The organism is Wolbachia endosymbiont (group B) of Parapoynx stratiotata, from assembly GCF_947250635.1.
Lineage (GTDB): Bacteria > Pseudomonadota > Alphaproteobacteria > Rickettsiales > Anaplasmataceae > Wolbachia.
In genome coordinates this window covers 1020785-1039304 of record NZ_OX366335.1, presented here as the reverse complement: position 1 = coordinate 1039304, position 18520 = coordinate 1020785, and the positions used below count along the sequence as shown (strand labels likewise).

Genomic DNA, 18520 nt, shown 5'->3' with positions numbered 1-18520 from the left:
AGCCTGTGGGCTTTCATGTACTGCACTTAGAAACGTTTCCATTATTTCACGATCAAGTAGTGCTTTGCCTTTGCTTTCTAATATTCTGAATTCGATTTCTTCTTTACTTTTATTCATATAATTTACCTTTCACTAACAACAAACTTTTTTTAGATATTTACTGCTGTTTTTTATCAGCATTGGCATAAAGCCATAGCTTTCGAGTGAAGTCAAATCAATTTCTCAATCTTTTTTACTTATTTTTTCATCTAAGAGTAAAGATATTAATATATACTGATTTTTTATTTTAAATCTGTTGAATTTCGCCTAAAGAGAGGCCTGTTATTTGCAAAATAATATCGGTAGAAATTCCTCCTTTCACTAAATCCTTTGCAATTTTCATCTTTTCTGCTCTTTTCACTTTTTCTTCGCAAATTTGTATGCTTTCAAACAGAGATTTTATTAGCGCATAGCGTAATTCTTGACTCTCAATTTTTTTGTATTCTTTTATTAAATCAGGTAGCTCACTTTCTACTATCTCATCTTCCTCTATGAGCAGATCTGTAATGCTAATTGATAATGTTTCTGCTATTGCATATAATTTTTCCAGTGGAATGGCCACACGTCCTTGCTCATAGTTGCTTATTTCATCACGTGTTGTATCCATTTTCTCAGCCAAATCCTTTTGAGTATACTCTCTCACTAGCCTCCATTCTTTTATCTTTTTTCCTATTTGGTAGTAGATAGAACCTGTTTTTTCTTCAACATACTCATTAGCAGAGAGGCCAATTGCTTGTGAAACAATATCAACAGAAATTCCTGCTTTAACCATACCCTTTGCAATTTTTACCTTCTCTGCTTTTTTACTACTTTTCTCACCAACTCGGGTAAATTTTGTTAGCAAGTAAAACACCTTGCGCAACTCTTGATCATTAATCGTTTTATATTTTCTTACTAGATTTAATATTTCTTCTCCCTCATCTTCAAGACAGATTTTTTCATTTGATACAGGAATTAGGTCTACAATACCAATCGACAATATCTCTGCTATAGCATACAACTTTTCAATCGAAATTTTACGTGTTCCTTTTTCATATTGTAGTACTACTTGATACGTTACACTGACTTTCTTCGCTAAATCTTTTTGAGTATATCCTCGCTTTAACCTCCAGTTCCTTACTTTTTGTGCTATCTGATACCTTATTGAGATGTTTGCCATAAATATTATACATGTTAATACTACCAAACAAAGATATACAAAAACTTCTATGTTTGCATTTTAGTTGAATATTTCTTCAGAATTGTGTATAATTATTAATGCTTTTTAGGTACTCTTGCTATGGCTCTCTCGAAGTTTCTGGATCCCAAGAATGATGTCGCATTTCGCCGTATCTTTGGCACTGAAAAGAATAAAGACATCCTCATTCACTTTCTCAATGATATTCTGGGTTTTACTGGCAAAAATGAAATAAAGGATATAGAGTTTTTAAGTACTATTCAAGACCCTGATATTGCCTCTAAAAAGCAAAGCATTGTTGATGTATTATGTAGAGATTCCACGGGGGTGCAATGGATTATTGAAATGCAGGTCGCTAAAACCAAAGGCTTCGAGAAACGTGCCCAATACTATGCTGCTAAAGCCTATTCAAGACAAGCCGATAAAGGTGATCAATACCAGGACCTTAAGGAAATTATCTTTATTGCTATAGCAGATTGTATTTTATTTCCTGATAAGTCTGAGTACAAATCAAAGCATACTATTCGCGATGAAGATACTAATGAACGTGATCTAAAAGATTTTTACTTTATATTTATTGAGTTGCCTAAATTTCCAAAAACAAAAGAAGATCAGCTTTCAAGTATAGTTGAAAAATGGGTCTACTTCTTTAGATATGCAGATGAAACTAGTGAAGAAGAGCTAGAGAGAATAATAGGAAGTGATCTAATAATTAAAAGAGCGTATGAAGAATTAAATAGGTTCAACTGGTCAGAAAAAGAATTTATAGCCTATGAACAAGAGATAAAGCGTATTCGTGATGAACAGGCTGTCCTCGCTCAAAAACTCGATGATGCCACTCAAAAAGGTAGACAAGAAGGTAGACAAGAAGGCATCCAAATCGGCCATGAAAAAGGCAGAAAAGCAGAGAAAATTGAGGTTGCAAAGAATCTACTTAAAGCAGGAGTTTCTATTGACATTATAACTCAAACTACTGGTCTTTCTGTTGATTATATTGAGAAAATTCAAGAAAAGAAGTTTTAGCCATAACGTTTTTTTATTAAACCCTCTATTCTGGTAATTTTAATATTGCAATCCATTCTAATTTCTGTATAATGCCTTTTTTACATGACACTGTTAATACTTAATAGGGGGGATAATGCCAACACAGAAAGAGCTTCGGGCTACGATGTCCAAAAAATTACAGGAAGCTATTAAACATCCAGATCCAGCAGTTGTTGCCGGGAGGAAGTCAGCTATCAAGAGATGGGTGGGAGTCCTTCAAGATAACTTTATGGAGCACATAAAATACTTTAAGGGTGATAAGTTGAAGTTTTTGCACAATGTATTTCAAGATGAAGGTTGCTGGTCAGGTGTAAGGTTGGATAATGCTGCTTTAGGTCAAAGTTTTACTGAAGAAAAAATAGGTGGAATAGATAATCCACTTCGCAAATATGAGATGGCTTGTAGTTACTGTGTAGTGGATAAAATTCATCCTCTCTTTCAAAAAAGATTTGAATCTTATAGGAACAAGTTTCCTCCTGGTGCATTTGATGGTAAAACTGAAACTGAAATTGGCAAATACGTACGAAACTCGTTACTAGATAGCATAAAGAGGAAAGGTCCTGTATTTGATTTCTGGATCGATAGAGAATCTGGGGAATTAAAGAAGTATGATGCAGTAGAAGGTTTTGACAGTGCTGTAAAACTTAAGTGGAGCGAAGGGGTAGAGTATTTTTATAATCAGTTAGAGGAAAAAGATAAGGAAAAGAAGCTCACAGAAGCTATTCTTGCTCTTTCTCGCGTTCAATCTGTTGAGAAAGACGCCCCTATTTTAGATTTTTGTGTAAATAAGATAGTCGATAAAGATACTCTTTTACAGAAATTATCACAGAAAGATAAAGGAGTATATTCCCTTTTTGCTGAATTAATAGAGTCATGTTTTTTTGATACGGTTCATGATTTGGTACAGTGCTGGTGTTATAAAGAAGTTTCAGCAAGAGGAGACTGTTCGGACAAAATATTCTCACAGCGAGACTATGAGCTTTTTCTTTCCTCTCTTTCAGATGTGATGTTGAAAAATCCTGAATCAAATGTTCAAGCTAGATCTCTTATTATGGAATTTTGGGAATGTGGTAGCTTGTATCAATACAGAAAAGCTGCTGTTAATACTTCTAATTATACAGTTCCTACAAGTGGTGTATTTGCAGAGTTAATAGTCAATTGGAGACGAGAAGACATTTATAAGACTGATGAAGAAAAAGAAATAGAGAAAAAAGAAATATTAGATATGATGTCATTTGCCAAAGATTGCTTTCCTGAAAAGTTTGAGCTCTTTAAAAAACTAATAATAAGAGACCTTAGATTATGCGGTAGGGAAGGTAAAAGAGTAAATGTAGATTACGGTCTGTTTGCAGAAGAATTATTCTCTGAGTTAGAGAAAACAATTTTACCACCTGGTCCTGTAGGTGATGGTCCTTGCAGTAATTTGCGATCACGATCTAAAGCTCATGGTAGTAAGAAAACAACTTTGCCAGTTGATGATAGTCCGCAGTCTGAGCTTGGAACTCCTAGTGTAAGTGGTGTTTCTTCTTATAAGAAAAAAAGCGTCTTTACGCTTAGTGGTAATAAGTAATCCACTTATGAACTCTTGGTGTTTCTGGTCGTAGTAAATAAGGGGTATTTTGTATGAGTAATGGTGATGGACTTATTAGGAGTTTGGTGGATGGAGATCTTGAAGGATTCAGACAAGGATTTGAATCTTTTTTAGATCAATGTCCATCTTTCTTGTATCATGTAAGTGCAGGTCGTTTCCTTCCTGTATTCTTTTTTAGTATGTTTTCTACTGCACATGATGCTAATATCTTAAATGCAAATGAGAGAGTCTATTTTCGTTTTGATAACCATGGTGTTAATCCACGTAATGGTGAAAATCGAAATACGGCAAACCTAAAAGTTGCTGTTTATCGTGACGGACAGCAAGTTGTCAGATGCTACAGTATTTCTGATCGTCCTAATAGTGATGGGTTGAGGTTCAGTACAAGGGAGAGAAATGCTCTAGTACAAGAGATTAGACGGCAAAATCCAAATTTAAGGGAAGAAGACCTAAATTTTGAGCAATACAAAGTATGCATGCACGGAAAGGGCAAGAGTCAGGGAGAGGCAATTGCAACGGTATTCGAGGTAATTCGTGAAAAAGATCGTCAAGGTAGGGATAAATTTGCCAAATATTCAGCATCTGAAATCAATCTTATTAGACGGCTCTTAGGAGATCACAGACTAACAATTAAGGAAATAGAAGGAAGACACCTCAATCAAAATCAGCGTAGACAACTTGGTAGGTTGGTCAATTTTGCGCAAGTAGCACAGGGTCAACAAGGAATTGATAATTTTATGGAAATGCTAGCGAGTGATAGAAGACAAGATGTAAGAGATAGAATACGCAGAGAAATTTTGCCATACATAACTGACATCTATAATAATTACAGACAAGTACTGGAAAATAATATTGAAAATCGCAATCAAAGATTTGAGGGTCACGGGTTTTTATTAGGTTTCTTAGCAAATTTTAGTCATCGCTACACAATAGGCATCGATCTTGATTTATCTCCTAGAAACACACATGTTGCATTTCTTGTACGTCATCAAGCAGAAAGAGAAAATATTCCTATTGTTATTAATCTTGCTATATTTGACACACCGTCAGATGTTACATTAAACTGTGCCATAGGCTACGCTGGAAGGTTACACACTTCTTCATTTATACCTATCCATACTGAATCAAGAAATACTGTCTGTGTTGGATTAAATTTTAATTTAGATCTAGATCCTTTTAGTGTTGATACAGTAGAACTTCAACAGGATAGATTTCCTTTAGTACAAAGATTATTTGAGTGTTTGGAGAATGAAGGCATTAGAGAAAATGTTAGAGATTTCTTGCTTCACCATCTTCCTGCTGAAATACCAAGAAATGCAGAGAATTATAATAGAATATTTGATTGCATAACTGGCTTTGCTTTTGGAAGTAGTGCTTTTGATAGGCACCCTTTAGAACTAGAAGAGGAAGACGAAGCACCTATAACAAAGTACATATTTAGACATGGTGATGAGGGTTTAAGATGTTTAACTATGGTCTTTCATGCTGAAGGTTCTGATATAGTTATACTTCATATTAGAGCTCACGATGCGCAACAACAAGGAGCCATCAATTTACAGACTCTTAATGTTAATGGAAATGATGTTCATGTGTGGGAAGTTTCATGCACACTTAATAATCAACTTGAACTAGATATTGATCTACCAAATGACCTTGGTTTATATCACGATTACCAAAATAATAATGCAAATAATTTTCTTGCTGGTGATCTTGTACAAGTGCCCAATACTGAAAATGTACATAATACTTTAAATCAAGTTGTGAATGATGGCTGGAAAAATATAGCTCAGCATAGAGGATTATTTCAAGAGATCTCTGGAGCATTGATGCCGCTTGTGGATACAATAAATGTTAATAGTGAGGATAAGTTCCGTTCTATACTACATGGTACATTTTATGCTAGTGATAATCCTTATAAAGTGCTTGCTATGTATAAAGTTGGTCAAACATATAGTTTAAAAAGGGGGCAGGAAGAAGAAGGAGAAAGGGTAATACTCACAAGAATTACAGAACAGAGATTAGATCTTTTATTATTAAGACAACCTAGAGAGAATGACCTAGATACTCACCCAATTGGATATGTGTTAAGACTTGCTAATAATGCAGAAGAAGTAGGACAACAGCAAAATGATGCGAGACAAGAAATCGGAAGACTTAAGAAACAACACAGAGGATTTATACCTATTACTTCTGGAAATGAGGTGGTTTTGTTTCCTATTGTGTTTAATAGAGATGCACGCGAAGCAGGTAATCTTATACTTTTCCCAGAAGGGATAGGAAGAGAAGAGTATGTACACAAGCTTGATCGTCATGTTCGCGGTTCAAGACCAGGAGGATTAGTGGGACCTGAAAGTGTTATTGATGAGAATCCACCAGAAGGTCTATTATCAGATCAGACTCGTGAAAACTTTAGGCGTTTTTACGAAGAAAAAGCACCAGGACAAAATTCGATTTTTTTGCTTGATATAGGCGACAATCTACATGTTCCGTTTAGTTACTTGCAAGGTACTAGAGCACAGGTAATAGAAACATTAAAGTCAAGAATAAGGGGAGGTGGTACTCCTACAGCACAAGGAATATTACAACAAATAAATGCTATCCTTCGTAGAAACAACGCTCGTGAGATAGAAGATGTGCATGATCTACTTGCACTAGACTTTGCAACAGATAATCAAAATTATCGTTATTGGCTACAAACTCATGACATGTTTTTCGCTGCACAACAATATACTTTCTATGATGATCGATCTAATCCAACTAATAATCGTCATGATTTTACAATAACTTCAGTAGGAGTCGATGGAAATCAAAATGATCCAACAGGTAGGGGCTTATTAAGTAGTCACATAGCTAACTTTAAACAAAAAGTAGATTCGGGTGAAAAAGATAGATTAATTGCTATTATTAATGTAGGTAATCGTCATTGGGTTACATTAGTTATTGTACACCAAAATGGAAATTATTATGGGTATTATGCTGATTCACTTGGTCCAGATAGTGGTATTGACAATAATATTCGAGGAGCTTTAAGAGAATGTGATATTAACGATGATAATGTCCATAATGTTTCCGTTCATCAGCAAACAGATGGCCATAATTGTGGCATATGGGTATACGAAAATGCTAGGGATATTAACCAAGCTATTGATCAAGCTTTACAGGGAAATAATAACTTTGGAGAGAAAGGTGAGGGTATTATAGGTTATATACGTGGTCTTCTTAGTGTAGGCATTGGAAATGACACTAGACAATCTCAAAGAAATGAACAATACTTTAAAAATCGGAGAAGAAATATTTCACAATTATTCCAAAATGATCCTCTATCTTCTCCTAGGGGTAGACTGATTCAAGATCATCCAGGAATTCAACATGAAATTGATCCATTACTATTACAATTTTTAGGACTCCAATACCCACAGCGTGGAGGTGGAGGAGCATTACAATTAGGCGGAGAAAGAGTGATATCAATTGATTTTGGTAACCCGCAGTCTGCATTAGATAAAATTGATGGAGTGAGTAGAGTTTATAACCATAGCAATAGTAGAGGTAGTAGGTAGAAGTTAATAGGTGGATGAAGTTTTCTTTACTCTATATTTACGCATTGGTTGTAATCGGTCTTCTAGGTTGTTTCTGCATATTTTATCTTACTATTACCCACAAATATAAATGTTTGTTGCGTAGCTCTTAATGGCATAACTTTTGCTTGAAATAACTGTTTATATGGTGCAATTTACAGCTTTTAGTTGCTAAAATTATAACTCTTAGTTTAATAATTTTAATCCAATAAGCTTTCAGGTTAATAAAATTAAATTATTTGAGTAAATACAATACTATGTTTTTATTTGTGGGTAATAGTAAGATATTTTATGGTGGTGTTTATTAACAATAATATAGAAGACTATTATTAAGACTCTTGTCCGTAAAGCACCTTCATTTGCTCCTCTCATGAGAGTGATATTTCCTTCAAATCAGCTAGTTTTAGATGCTGAGGTTGTGTGCCGTTTAAAATGGCTTCCTTAATTTTGGGTATCAAATAATTTAAACGTAAGACCCATTGTAAAAGATAAGATTTAATTTGAAAGAAAAATTGATGTGGTTAAAACTTGACCTTGCGCAGTATAGGAATATTTTTTATAAAAAGAACAATATCGATTTGAAATGTAAAATTATCATAAATTTTTCTTTTTATTCTCAAATGAATTACTATTAATTCAGTAAACTATATTATTAATATCTCAAGTAAATCAACCATTTTCAGCGCTCAAAACCAAGTGCGGTGAGAACAAGTTTTTTTGGTATGGATTGGACTACCAAACGATACATACGAACTTTTTAATATAGTGATTTTGCTATACGCTAAAACTAGCCATATTAGCCCATTTCACCCACATCTACATATGAACTAGTTTGCCTAACTTTATTGCAAAGATTTCAAACTTCTATTTTTACAACCTCATTTTTACGCAACTTGTTCTCACAAATATACGATCTATTTTTATCTTTTTGAACAGAGTAAACATTTAAAATCTTTATGACGCTGAGGAGTATTGTATTTCCTGTAAATTCCAATAAAATTTTTGTATCTATTAATATAGAAAATGTTTTTCTTGAAGTTTTTTTATCCTTGGCAATTGTTAGGTTGCTGTTTAATTCTAACTTTTACATAATACCATATATGGGCCAAGAACGTCATACTACAGAGGTTGTCCAGAAACGATTTTTTGTTGGATAGCAAAGATACATGAAGTGACAGCAGGAGAAGACAACTCTCTAAAAAATATGAAAAATTATACTTGCATTAGCTTTTATTCATGCTAATTATGTACATAATATATCTATAGATTGAGGGATTATGATATTAGAATATATTTTAGGAACTAAGCAAGTTCATGCAAATGGTGGATTAGCTACTGAAGAACAGCACATGGAACGTTTTGGTCAGCAAACTCTGGAGCCTAGTCCATCATTGTTAGATCAAGAACAAACTGATGACTGGCATGAGTCCGTTGTTGAAGACAACAATACTGTTGTTGAAAGTTCTTTTATTCCAGAGAACTCAATTTTAATGAATTTAGTAAATCTGTTAACTGAGAGCGAAAAAGCTTCGATTGATGAATTTCATGACAAGATGGAAAGTATAATGAAAGAGTTTCATGAAAATAGATATGAAAATTCTGCAAAGGTCACTCTAGAAAAGATGGAACATTTAATAGATGAATATTTGAAAAGAAAAATAAAGCTAAATTTACGCTGTGATCACTATGAATGTAGTGTGTCGAATTTTATATTAAAAAAAATAATTGACATTGCTAATGCTAGCAGTGTTATGCGTATAACTCCTACTACTAGATCACGTTATAAGGACAATGGGGAGGAGGCAATAGATGAGTGGGAAGAGGCTTTAGAACCTTTATTCAATATTGTCAATAAGCTACTATTAGCAGGTGCAAAAATAGAGTCTGATTTTTACAATGACGGAATGATAGATGAAGCTATGTACGGAAGTGATGAACCTATTTTTACAGAATGTAAAAAAATTAAGGACGAATTAAAAAGTATCGCATATAGAGGTTTAGTAAACAAAAATGAACAAGTTAAAGATAATGATCTGAAAGTAGAAATAGATAACAATCTTGTTCTTTTCATGTGGCCACAAAACAGTATCGTTGAAGTTGCAAAGGTTATGAATAGTAAGGTGAATGAAAATTTCAGTATAGAAAGTAGCATCTTACAGATTGGGGAAAGTATAATAAGAGTTGAAAGCATAGGAAAAAAAAGAAATTATACAGATGTCTTAGGAGATAGCATTGAAATGTCCTTTACCACTGAAGTAGGAGAGATTAGTATTCATCTGTGTCCTGGTGATAGTAATATAATAAAAGTAAAGCTTGATGGAGAGAACCAGGAGAAGTTTGACAAATTAAAAGATCAATCAAGTTTAGGGGAAAGCTGCTTTTTAGGAGGAAAAAGTGTTCTACAAGCTGTTAACGATAAAGGTTTTGAAAGAAACGGTAGAATACTTATAGAGTCAGCTGAAACTATTAAACAATCAAATTTTGTAGTGAAAGAATCAGGTGTTCCATCTACTCTTATGAAGCCAATCGATAGTTTAGACCAGCTGCAAAAGATGGGAGCTTCGAAAGAAATAGTAGTGTGTTAATGAAGTCAACTAAAATTAGTAAACAAAAGAAAGGTCTTGGAGGGGTAAAAAAATTGATGTATCTTCAAAGTAAGATTTTTTGAAGTATAAGCCATACTCTCAAGGTGAGAAGAAATAGTAGGGGGATAAGTGTTGACTTAATAATTTAGAGATTCTTCTAAAGAAATTATTTTTCTCTCTTGATGTTTATTCTTTTATAGGTATAGCCTTTTGTGTTTGATTGAATTGACTTTTGTGATACCTACAGAATTTCCTTTATCAGACCCACCACATGATTCAGCGGGAGAAGGGCTATCAGGAACATTTATCTCTTACGCAATAACTTTGGAGTTCTGGAATCGTTTCACATGTATGTTTAAGATTATCAATATTTTTATTACATAGTTAAGTATCAGTTCCTGTAAAACTAGTTTACCTTAATTCTTTGTTTTAAAGTATTGGTTTTCTGGCACATAGTCTTTTCCATTGCCTATTGCTTTTGTAAATTAAGATTCTAAGCCGTAAAACTTCTCCAGTTGGTCACTCCATAACATTGGTACTTCTCTTAAATAAGCTAGCTTCAAATCTCTTGGCTGTCTTCCATTTACTATGTCTTCTTTAATTTTGGGAGCTAAATAGGGAACGTTCAAAAAAGTGTGTCAAGCCGCATTTTTAGTTCAACTCAATTTTCAATCTATCTGGAAAGAAAATATCAAGTTGAGACATAGTTAAAGCCCAATTAGGGAGAGCCATAATCCACTTTTGCTCTACCTTTTTTATAGCACAATATACCTGTTTGTACAAGGCATTTGTACTAGTAAATGAACCCTTAGTTTTAGTAAATTTCCTGATTTGTCTATGCAACCCCTCAATTGGATTGGTGGTGTAAATCAGCTTCCTAACTTGCCCAGAATACTTAAAATAACTGGATAAGTTTTCCCAATTGTTCTGCCAGGATTTTATAACTAAAGGATACTTCTCTCCCCATTTTTCTTCCAGCTCAAGCAGATAATTCTCAGCGATCTCTTTACTTGAAGCACGATATATTTTTTTCAAATCATTCATGAAAACTTTTACATCTTTGCTAGATACATATTTCAGTGAATTCCTTATCTGATGCACTATACATAGCTGTACTTCTGCCTTAGGAAACACACTATTTATAGCCGCAGGAAAGCTTTTTAGCCCATCAATGCAGGCAATTAGAATATCTTCTACTCCTCGCTCTTTTAGGTCATTTAGAACTCCCAACCAGAAGTTAGCTCCTTCACTTTCAGCCAAATAAAAACCTAATACTTCTTTTCTGCCATTTTGATTTATGCCCAATATATTATACATGCATTTACTTATACAATGTCCGTCCTCCTTGACCTTAAAGAACATGCCATCCATAAACACTATTGGATACACTGATTGCAGTGGGCGGCTGCGCCATTCATTGATTACTGGTAGCAGTTTATCAGTAATACTGGATATCTCTGCTGCTGATATTTTGTGGTCATATATTTCCTCAACATGTGAAGCTATATCTCTGTATCCCATGCCACTGGCATATGTGCTTAAGACCTTTGCTTCAAGTTCTGGATGTAGGCTTGTTTGCCTTTTTTTGACTATTTGCGGTTCAAAGCTTCCTTCTCTGTCTCTTGGTGTTAATAGTTCAAATGAGCCTGAACTTGTACGTAAAGTTTTTGCATTCCTTCCATTTCTTCGGTTATTTTCTTCACTTTTAGCTGACATGTGGCTTTCTATTTCACCTTCCAGACTTGCCTCTAGCAACCTTTTTATAAACGGTGTTAATGCTCCATCTCTTCCTGTCAATGGTCTTCCTTCTCGTATAGATGACAGGATATTTGTTTCTAATTCTTTATAATCTACCAAACCAGTAGTTCTATTTGCTTGACCCATATCAAACCTCCATTTTTTATATCAATTTATTACTTTTTTTTCGGTTTGACACACTTTTTTGAACGTTCCCCCCTATTAAAGAAAAAGGCTTCATAAGTATACTAAACAAGTTACTAAAAAAAGAGCTTGGCTGTTCTTCATTTGTTGATGATTCACTTCGTGGACTAACACCATTTTGTGTAAGTGTTATGTCAATAGAATGTCCGTTATCAGCAGCTCCAATTTTTACATCACTTTCTTCTTCTGCACTGATCTCCTGTTGTTCTTCCTTTGGGTCTTGCTCTTGTGTAACTGGTTGGACATTACCTTCTTGTCCAACATCTTCCTCTTGACCTACTTCATTATCTTTTGATGCTATACTGTCATCAATTTTTTTGGGGGGTTTTAGTAATAGAGTTTTTATTTCTTCTGTGCTAGCTAAATCTAAAGGAGTCTTTCCATATTTATCTTGTGCATTAACATTTGCTTCTGCGTTTATTAGAGCTTTTACTATCTCTTTTCTACCATATCCTGCAGCCCAATGTAAAGGAGTCCTCTCATCCTTATCTACTGCATTAACATTTGCCTTCATTTCTATTAGAATATCGACCATCTTTTCACGGCTCCACGATACATTAGGTAATGTATTCCAGTTGTTTTTTTCAATTACCAGGTGTAAAGGAGTCTTTCCATCTATATTTTGTAAATTAACATTGATACTTTCTACTTTCAGTAGATCGTCCAATTCAGGTATCTCCATCGCTTTCTTTTTAAAAAAAAAATGCAAAGGAGTCTCTTTATTTTTATCTGTTAGATTAACATTGATGCCTTTTTTGTTCAGTAGAGTGTAGAATTTATCTGTATCTATATCTAGGTCTATTTTTTGAAGAATTAAATGTAAAGGGGTTTCTCCTGCATTATTTTGTGCATTAACGTCTGCTCCTTTATCAAGTAGAAATTCTACTATCCTTTCTGTATCTTTATATCTACTTTTAGCAGCAAAATGCAGAGGAGTCTCTTCAAATTCATTTTTTACATCAACCTTTGCTCCTTTGCTGAGTAGAAATTCCACTACGTCTTTATGTCCATATTTAGCAGCAAAATGTAAAGGGGTATTTAGATCATCACTTTTTGCATCAACCTTTGCTCCTTTGCTGAGTAGAAATTCTACTACACCTTTATGTCCATTTTGAGCAGCCAAATGTAGAGGAGTCTCTTCAAATTCATTTTTTGCATCAATTTTTGCTCCTTTGCTGAGTAGAAATTCCACTACGTCTTTATGTCCATTTTGAGCAGATAAGTGTAGAGGGGTCTCTTCAAATTCATTTTCTGCGTTAACCTGTACTTTTTCTTCTCTATTTAACAGATTTTCTACATCATCAATATTACCGCTTTTAGCAGCTTCAAGCAATTTGTCATTGGCATCTTTTATGCTTTGTAATAGATTTTTTATTTCTTCTGTCTTAGCTAAATCTAAAGGAGTCTGTCCTTTATCATTTTTTGTATTAACATTTGCTTCTTTCTTTAATAGGTCTTCTACTGCTTTCAAGTCGCCAAGTCTGGCAGCCAGATGTAGAGAAACCTTACAATGCTCAGCTTTTACTTCTTTGTATTTATTTAACACGTGGCGTTCTCGAGAAGAGTCATAAGCAATAAAATCTGCTCCATTATCTAATAGAACTTTTGCTATATCAGAATGATTATTTTTAACAGCCCAATATAGAGAATTACCTTGAGATCCATCATATGCATTAACATCAGCTTCTTCAGTTATTAGGCGCTTTGCTTCATTAAGATCACCTCTTTTAGCAGCATCAAGTAAAGCAGCATCTATATTTCTGATTGAATAATTCATTTAACACTTCTCTATAAAATTGCATTACTATAGTAAGGTAGTTAATAATTCATGAACTCTTGGTTGTAGAAATAATGATTATCCTTCGTGTTTTTCAGTGTATTTAAGTAAACTATATATAAGAATTGCAATTATAGAACATACAACTGTTAATAGTAAATTTGGTAAAATGCCATAAGAAAAGAATTTTCCTACTATGTATATTCCAACAGCCCCAAACATCATATTGCAAAATGAGAGAACTGCACTACCAAGCCCTATACTTTTGACCGTTTCTAAAGCAGAAGTTACGTTATTGCTGATTACGAGTGCAAGTCCTATATTGCTTGGAATCCAAAGAACTTGAAGAATAAGTACGTTCAATTTGTTCATGAAATAAAAATATACCAATAAACCATCAGATATTATTGGTAATACCAAACCTATGATTAGCATCTTGCTCACTCCTATTTTTGGTACGTACCTTCTGTTAATTAAAGTGCCGATTACGTAAAATATGACTATGATTGATATGAGATAGCCAAAATATTGTACTTCAATACCCATTGATTCAAATATGAACGGATAGTTAGCAATGTATGCCCAAAGCCACATGAAAGTTAATCCATGAATGGCTGAAAACCCAAGGAAACGATAATTCCTGAATATTGATATATATTGCTTGAAGATATTAATACTGGCTTTACTTTTATTTACAGTCAGCGTTTCTTGCAGCTTCAAGTAAATAAAAATGAGCATAATAATTGCGGCAAGTGATATGATAAAAAACAAAAACTTCCAACTATAACCATGTGAAATTATATAACTGCCTACCACTGGAGCTATTCCAGGTGAAAGTGCTACTACCATATTTAACTTTGAGATTACTCTTGAGTATTCACTACCTGAGTACATATCCCTGATTGCTGCATATCCGACAACGCCTGCAACACCAGCTCCAGCTCCTTGTATAAAACGGATTAATATTAAAAGTATAATATTATCAGCTATGCAACATACAATACTTGCCAAAGTAAAAATTGTCATACCAATAAGCATTATTAGGCGCCTACCATAATAGTCTGACAATGGGCCATAAATCAATCCAGATATTGCAACTCCTAATAAATTTAAACTGATCGTAAGCTGCGCTATATTACCTTTCACCTTAAAATAGTTGGCAATACTTGGCAATGCAACTGAGTATAAGTCTGTTGCCATATCAACAACTGCTACAGATAATATCATAATAAGAGAGATGATATTTTGTGAAAAAGCTGTCGACACTAATGATTTACTGGATTAAATATGTTTAATTGTAGTATATTTTTCTCATTAGTATATTAATTTAACTGCTAATCTCTGTATAAAATATGGATAAATCACAATTAGTTAAAGAGGTTTTCGATTCTGTAGCAAATCGCTACGACATTATGAATGATATAATGAGCCTTGGAATGCACAGGCTATGGAAAGAGAAGATGGTAAGTAGTGTGCATTTTAAAAATCACTCCAAGGTTTTGGATATTGCTGGAGGAACCGGAGATATAGCTATAAGAATAGCAAGAGGTGAACCAAGTACTCAAGTTACAGTATGTGATATAAATCAAAACATGCTGGACAAAGGGCGTGATAAAGCTATAAATTCAAATCAGCTAAATTTCAATTGGGTATGTGCAAATGCAGAGAGCTTACCATTTGAAGATTCCGAATTTGATTATTATACAGTAGCTTTTGGTATTCGAAACTTTTCTGACCGTAAAAAGGCTTTAAGTGAAGCATATAGGGTATTGAAGCAAAATGGACAATTTGTCTGCTTGGAATTTGCCCCTATGCATTATCAAAATGAGATATTCACCAAATTTTATGACTTATACTCATTTAAAGTAATTCCTAAAATTGGTAGCATAGTTGCTAAAGATAAGGGTTCTTATGAATATTTAGTGAAAAGCATCAGAGAATTTCCAACTCAAACTAATTTTAAAATGGAAATTGAAGAGATAGGCTTTAAGAATGTTGAGTTCTATAATATGAGCTATGGAATAGTAGCATTACATATTGGAACAAAATGAATATTAAACTCTGGTCTATTCAGTAGTTTTTTTTGCTAACTTTCTGTAATTTCGCAGCGTTTTTCCTTCAGTAGAAATCAAGCTAAAGTTTCTTGAACGTATTGCTCTAACGAAGTACACTGTAAACTAATATTGTAACTTTTTCCTGAAGCTAAATACTTAACTTTAAAATAAAATGCGATCTAACATTAAGCAGCTATTTTACTATATAAAACCTAGTCTACATTATTTTAGCATAGCTTTTATTGCAGTTCTATTTTCAGCTTTAACGATTCTTCTTTTTGGTAGGGGCTTAAGCAACATAATTGATTCTGGCGCAGAGCATAACTTTACTACCAAGCTCGTAGTTGCAATACTGATAGTTTTAGGCATTTCTCTCACTGCATTTATTCGGTTATATTTTATTGGTGTTGGCAGCGAAAAAGTTATCGCAAGAATCAGATATGACTTATATAGCAGTATTACTGATTTACAACCAAGTTTCTTTGAGAATACAGGTGTGCAAGATGTTATCTCAGCATTAATTACTGATACCTCTACATTGCAATCGATAATAAACAGCAGCTTATTGACAATATTGAGGAATGCAGTGGTACTAACTGGTAGTGTTGCAATGCTGTTATACACAAATCTACATTTAACCGCATATGCAGCTGCAATAATACCCGTACTGCTCATTATCATGACTTCACTTGGAAAAAAAGTTCGCAATTATGCACGCTTTGCTCAGGATAAATTAAGTGAGCTTGCATCATTTAGTGAGGAAAATTTTAGATCTATAGTAACCATTAAATCATTTGTACTAGAAGAAAATGAAAAAATTCGTTTTCAGAAACATCTAAACTCAGTATCAAAATCGTACGTAAAATTAGTACTCTTGCGTGCTATTTTAGTAACTCTAGTTATCACGTGTGTGATAGGTTCGCTAGTTATTTTGCTTTTTTTTGGAATAAAAGAAGTCTTAAGCAATAATATAACTATTGGAGAACTCTCCTCATTTGTGTTTTATTCAGCGCTTGCGGCAGGAGCTGTCAACAATTTGAGCGATAACGTCAGTGACCTACAACGAGGTCTTGGAATTGTAGAGCGTTTGTTTGAGTTTACGAACATGAAAAGCTCTATAGTAAATGGCGAAAATCCTATAAGAATTAATAGTATTCAAAAAGAAATTGCGTTTAACGATGTAACATTTTTTTATGCTGATAAGCCAGCATTAAATAACGTATCATTTTCTATAGAGGCAGGTCAATCAGTGTTAATTGTTGGACCATCTGGCAGTGGTAAAAGCACCATTTTAAAGCTTCTGCTCCGTTTTCACGATCCAAGTGAAGGCAGCATTACTATCGATGGACAGAATATTAAGACAATTGCGCTAAATGATCTAAGATCGTTGTTTGGCTTAGTACCACAAGATCATATGATATTTTCTTGCTCAATAATGGAAAATATACTATACGGCAAACCGGGTGCTGAATATGAAGAAGTGAAGCAAGCAGCTATCAGCGCTTATGCGATGGAATTTATTGATAAGCTGCCGGATAAATTTGATACATTTGTAGGAAAAAGAGGACTAAAGCTTTCCGAAGGACAAAAACAACGCATCATAATAGCAAGAGCAATACTGAAAAATCCTCAGGTTTTAATACTTGATGAAGCAACCTCTGCCCTTGATTATAAAAGTGAGAACCTCGTGCAAAAAGCACTGAGCAAATTAATGCAAAACAGAACAACAATTATAATTACGCACAGGCTATCAACCGCACTCAAAGCTGACAAGATTATAGTGATTAATTGCGGGAAAGTGGAAGAAGTCGGTACTCATGATTCTCTAATGAGTAAAGATGGGCTGTATGCAAAATTGGCGAAGATACAGTAAAAACTGAAAGGAAGTTTCTGTTGGTTGGTATACTAAATCTACAATAATATTATTAAATTTTTAATTATTTTAACTTATAATAATATCATAGTATTTTTTTAAGGATTATTATGGTTTACAATTATAGTCATTTCCCAAAATCACCTTGTACGGCTTCCAATTTGCCAACACAAGTTTTACCAGCACCAATTTCGCACTGTGCACAAGCTCAAGTTTTACCAGCACCAATTTCGCACTGTGCACAAGCTTATGTAAATCCACTCACACCTTGTGCTGGTAACTTCTGCAGCAATCACTTTAATTCATATCACAACTGTTATGACGCTTGTAATAGTCTTTGTGATGGATTTGGGTTTCTTTACTAGAAGATTGTTTTCTCAAACAATTCATCGACTCACATAATGCTATCCTAGCTACATGTGATTCAAAGAGCACATGGGAAACCATGTGCTTCACATTTTGCTTAAAAATATAATAAACAGATGCTTGCTTGTCATTTGCAGTGGCTATAGCAGTTCTACCAAAATTAACACAACTAATTTGACTACTGACAGCTTTTTCTTGAAATCTTAGCATTATTTTGCTGTGGCAAAGCTTTTCAATGCGAATATCTTCTATATTAAAGTCGTATTTTGAAATGTACTGTAAGTTTGTATATGCTAGTTTTAACCTTAGAGTTATTAAATCATTAACTTTTTTATCCTATAATAATCTAATAGTTATTTTTTAAAGCATTCTTATGAATTATAATTTTTCCTCATCTCCACGTGTTGGTTCATGTATTCCTACGCGCACAGCTTGCACAACTGACCCACGGTACCATCATAATTTTGATCCACATTGTCATAACCACTTTAACCCACA

At 33.9% G+C, this 18520-nt stretch carries 11 protein-coding genes and 1 pseudogene; 6 read left to right on the top strand and 6 right to left on the bottom strand.

Going from position 1 to position 18520, the window contains the following annotated elements:
* Positions 1 to 286 precede the first annotated feature (286 nt).
* Positions 287 to 1198, bottom strand: coding sequence for a WO male-killing family protein Wmk (gene wmk / locus OOT12_RS04735; protein ID WP_264685197.1), 912 nt, complete (start codon positions 1196 to 1198; stop codon positions 287 to 289).
* Positions 1199 to 1318: 120 nt separating this feature from the next.
* On the opposite strand from wmk, the gene OOT12_RS04730 reads away from it, so the two are divergent.
* The 4 genes from OOT12_RS04730 (at position 1319) to OOT12_RS04715 (ending at position 10011) form a co-directional block, all read left to right on the top strand.
* A complete protein-coding gene (locus OOT12_RS04730; protein ID WP_264337290.1) occupies positions 1319 to 2239 on the top strand; it encodes an Rpn family recombination-promoting nuclease/putative transposase in 921 nt (306 codons plus the stop codon).
* A gap of 145 nt (positions 2240 to 2384) precedes the next feature.
* Positions 2385 to 3830 (top strand): cytoplasmic incompatibility factor CifA, encoded by a 1446-nt coding sequence (locus tag OOT12_RS04725; RefSeq protein WP_319803938.1) that lies wholly within the window; start codon positions 2385 to 2387, stop codon positions 3828 to 3830.
* 53 nt (positions 3831 to 3883) lie between these two features.
* Positions 3884 to 7408: a C48 family peptidase gene (locus OOT12_RS04720; protein WP_319803937.1), complete on the top strand. Its 3525-nt coding sequence runs from the start codon at positions 3884 to 3886 to the stop codon at positions 7406 to 7408.
* Between the two features lie 1295 nt (positions 7409 to 8703).
* The gene (locus OOT12_RS04715; protein WP_264377078.1) at positions 8704 to 10011 is read left to right on the top strand and encodes a hypothetical protein; all 1308 of its coding nucleotides are present in this window, start codon (positions 8704 to 8706) and stop codon (positions 10009 to 10011) included.
* 485 nt (positions 10012 to 10496) lie between these two features.
* Here OOT12_RS04715 and OOT12_RS04710 read toward each other — a convergent pair.
* The 4 genes and pseudogenes from OOT12_RS04710 to OOT12_RS04695 form a co-directional block, all read right to left on the bottom strand.
* Positions 10497 to 10640: pseudogene (locus tag OOT12_RS04710) on the bottom strand (zinc ribbon domain-containing protein); the annotation flags it as partial.
* Positions 10641 to 10662: 22 nt separating this feature from the next.
* Positions 10663 to 11895, bottom strand: a complete 1233-nt coding sequence (locus OOT12_RS04705) for an IS256 family transposase (protein ID WP_096097236.1) — start codon at positions 11893 to 11895, stop codon at positions 10663 to 10665.
* Between the two features lie 16 nt (positions 11896 to 11911).
* The gene (locus OOT12_RS04700; RefSeq protein ID WP_264685194.1) at positions 11912 to 13729 is read right to left on the bottom strand and encodes an ankyrin repeat domain-containing protein; all 1818 of its coding nucleotides are present in this window, start codon (positions 13727 to 13729) and stop codon (positions 11912 to 11914) included.
* 78 nt (positions 13730 to 13807) lie between these two features.
* Positions 13808 to 14995, bottom strand: a complete 1188-nt coding sequence (locus OOT12_RS04695; RefSeq protein ID WP_458694711.1) for a Bcr/CflA family efflux MFS transporter — start codon at positions 14993 to 14995, stop codon at positions 13808 to 13810.
* Between the two features lie 86 nt (positions 14996 to 15081).
* On the opposite strand from OOT12_RS04695, the gene ubiE reads away from it, so the two are divergent.
* The gene (gene ubiE / locus OOT12_RS04690) at positions 15082 to 15780 is read left to right on the top strand and encodes a bifunctional demethylmenaquinone methyltransferase/2-methoxy-6-polyprenyl-1,4-benzoquinol methylase UbiE (protein WP_264375392.1); all 699 of its coding nucleotides are present in this window, start codon (positions 15082 to 15084) and stop codon (positions 15778 to 15780) included.
* Between the two features lie 175 nt (positions 15781 to 15955).
* Positions 15956 to 17656: an ABC transporter ATP-binding protein gene (locus tag OOT12_RS04685; RefSeq protein ID WP_264375393.1), complete on the top strand. Its 1701-nt coding sequence runs from the start codon at positions 15956 to 15958 to the stop codon at positions 17654 to 17656.
* Positions 17657 to 17953: 297 nt separating this feature from the next.
* On the opposite strand, the gene OOT12_RS04680 is transcribed toward OOT12_RS04685, so the two are convergent.
* Complete coding sequence (locus OOT12_RS04680) at positions 17954 to 18232, bottom strand: hypothetical protein (RefSeq protein ID WP_264375394.1); 279 nt, start codon at positions 18230 to 18232, stop codon at positions 17954 to 17956.
* Between the last annotated feature and the right edge of the window lie 288 nt (positions 18233 to 18520).

Coding starts and splice junctions, on each gene's coding strand:
- OOT12_RS04705 (WP_096097236.1), bottom strand. CDS start 11,895: ATGGGTCAAGCAAATAGAACTACTGGTTTGGTAGATTATAAAGAATTA.
- OOT12_RS04730 (WP_264337290.1), top strand. CDS start 1,319: ATGGCTCTCTCGAAGTTTCTGGATCCCAAGAATGATGTCGCATTTCGC.
- OOT12_RS04725 (WP_319803938.1), top strand. CDS start 2,385: ATGTCCAAAAAATTACAGGAAGCTATTAAACATCCAGATCCAGCAGTT.
- OOT12_RS04720 (WP_319803937.1), top strand. CDS start 3,884: ATGAGTAATGGTGATGGACTTATTAGGAGTTTGGTGGATGGAGATCTT.
- OOT12_RS04680 (WP_264375394.1), bottom strand. CDS start 18,232: ATGCTAAGATTTCAAGAAAAAGCTGTCAGTAGTCAAATTAGTTGTGTT.
- OOT12_RS04700 (WP_264685194.1), bottom strand. CDS start 13,729: ATGAATTATTCAATCAGAAATATAGATGCTGCTTTACTTGATGCTGCT.
- ubiE (WP_264375392.1), top strand. CDS start 15,082: ATGGATAAATCACAATTAGTTAAAGAGGTTTTCGATTCTGTAGCAAAT.
- wmk (WP_264685197.1), bottom strand. CDS start 1,198: ATGGCAAACATCTCAATAAGGTATCAGATAGCACAAAAAGTAAGGAAC.
- OOT12_RS04685 (WP_264375393.1), top strand. CDS start 15,956: ATGCGATCTAACATTAAGCAGCTATTTTACTATATAAAACCTAGTCTA.
- OOT12_RS04715 (WP_264377078.1), top strand. CDS start 8,704: ATGATATTAGAATATATTTTAGGAACTAAGCAAGTTCATGCAAATGGT.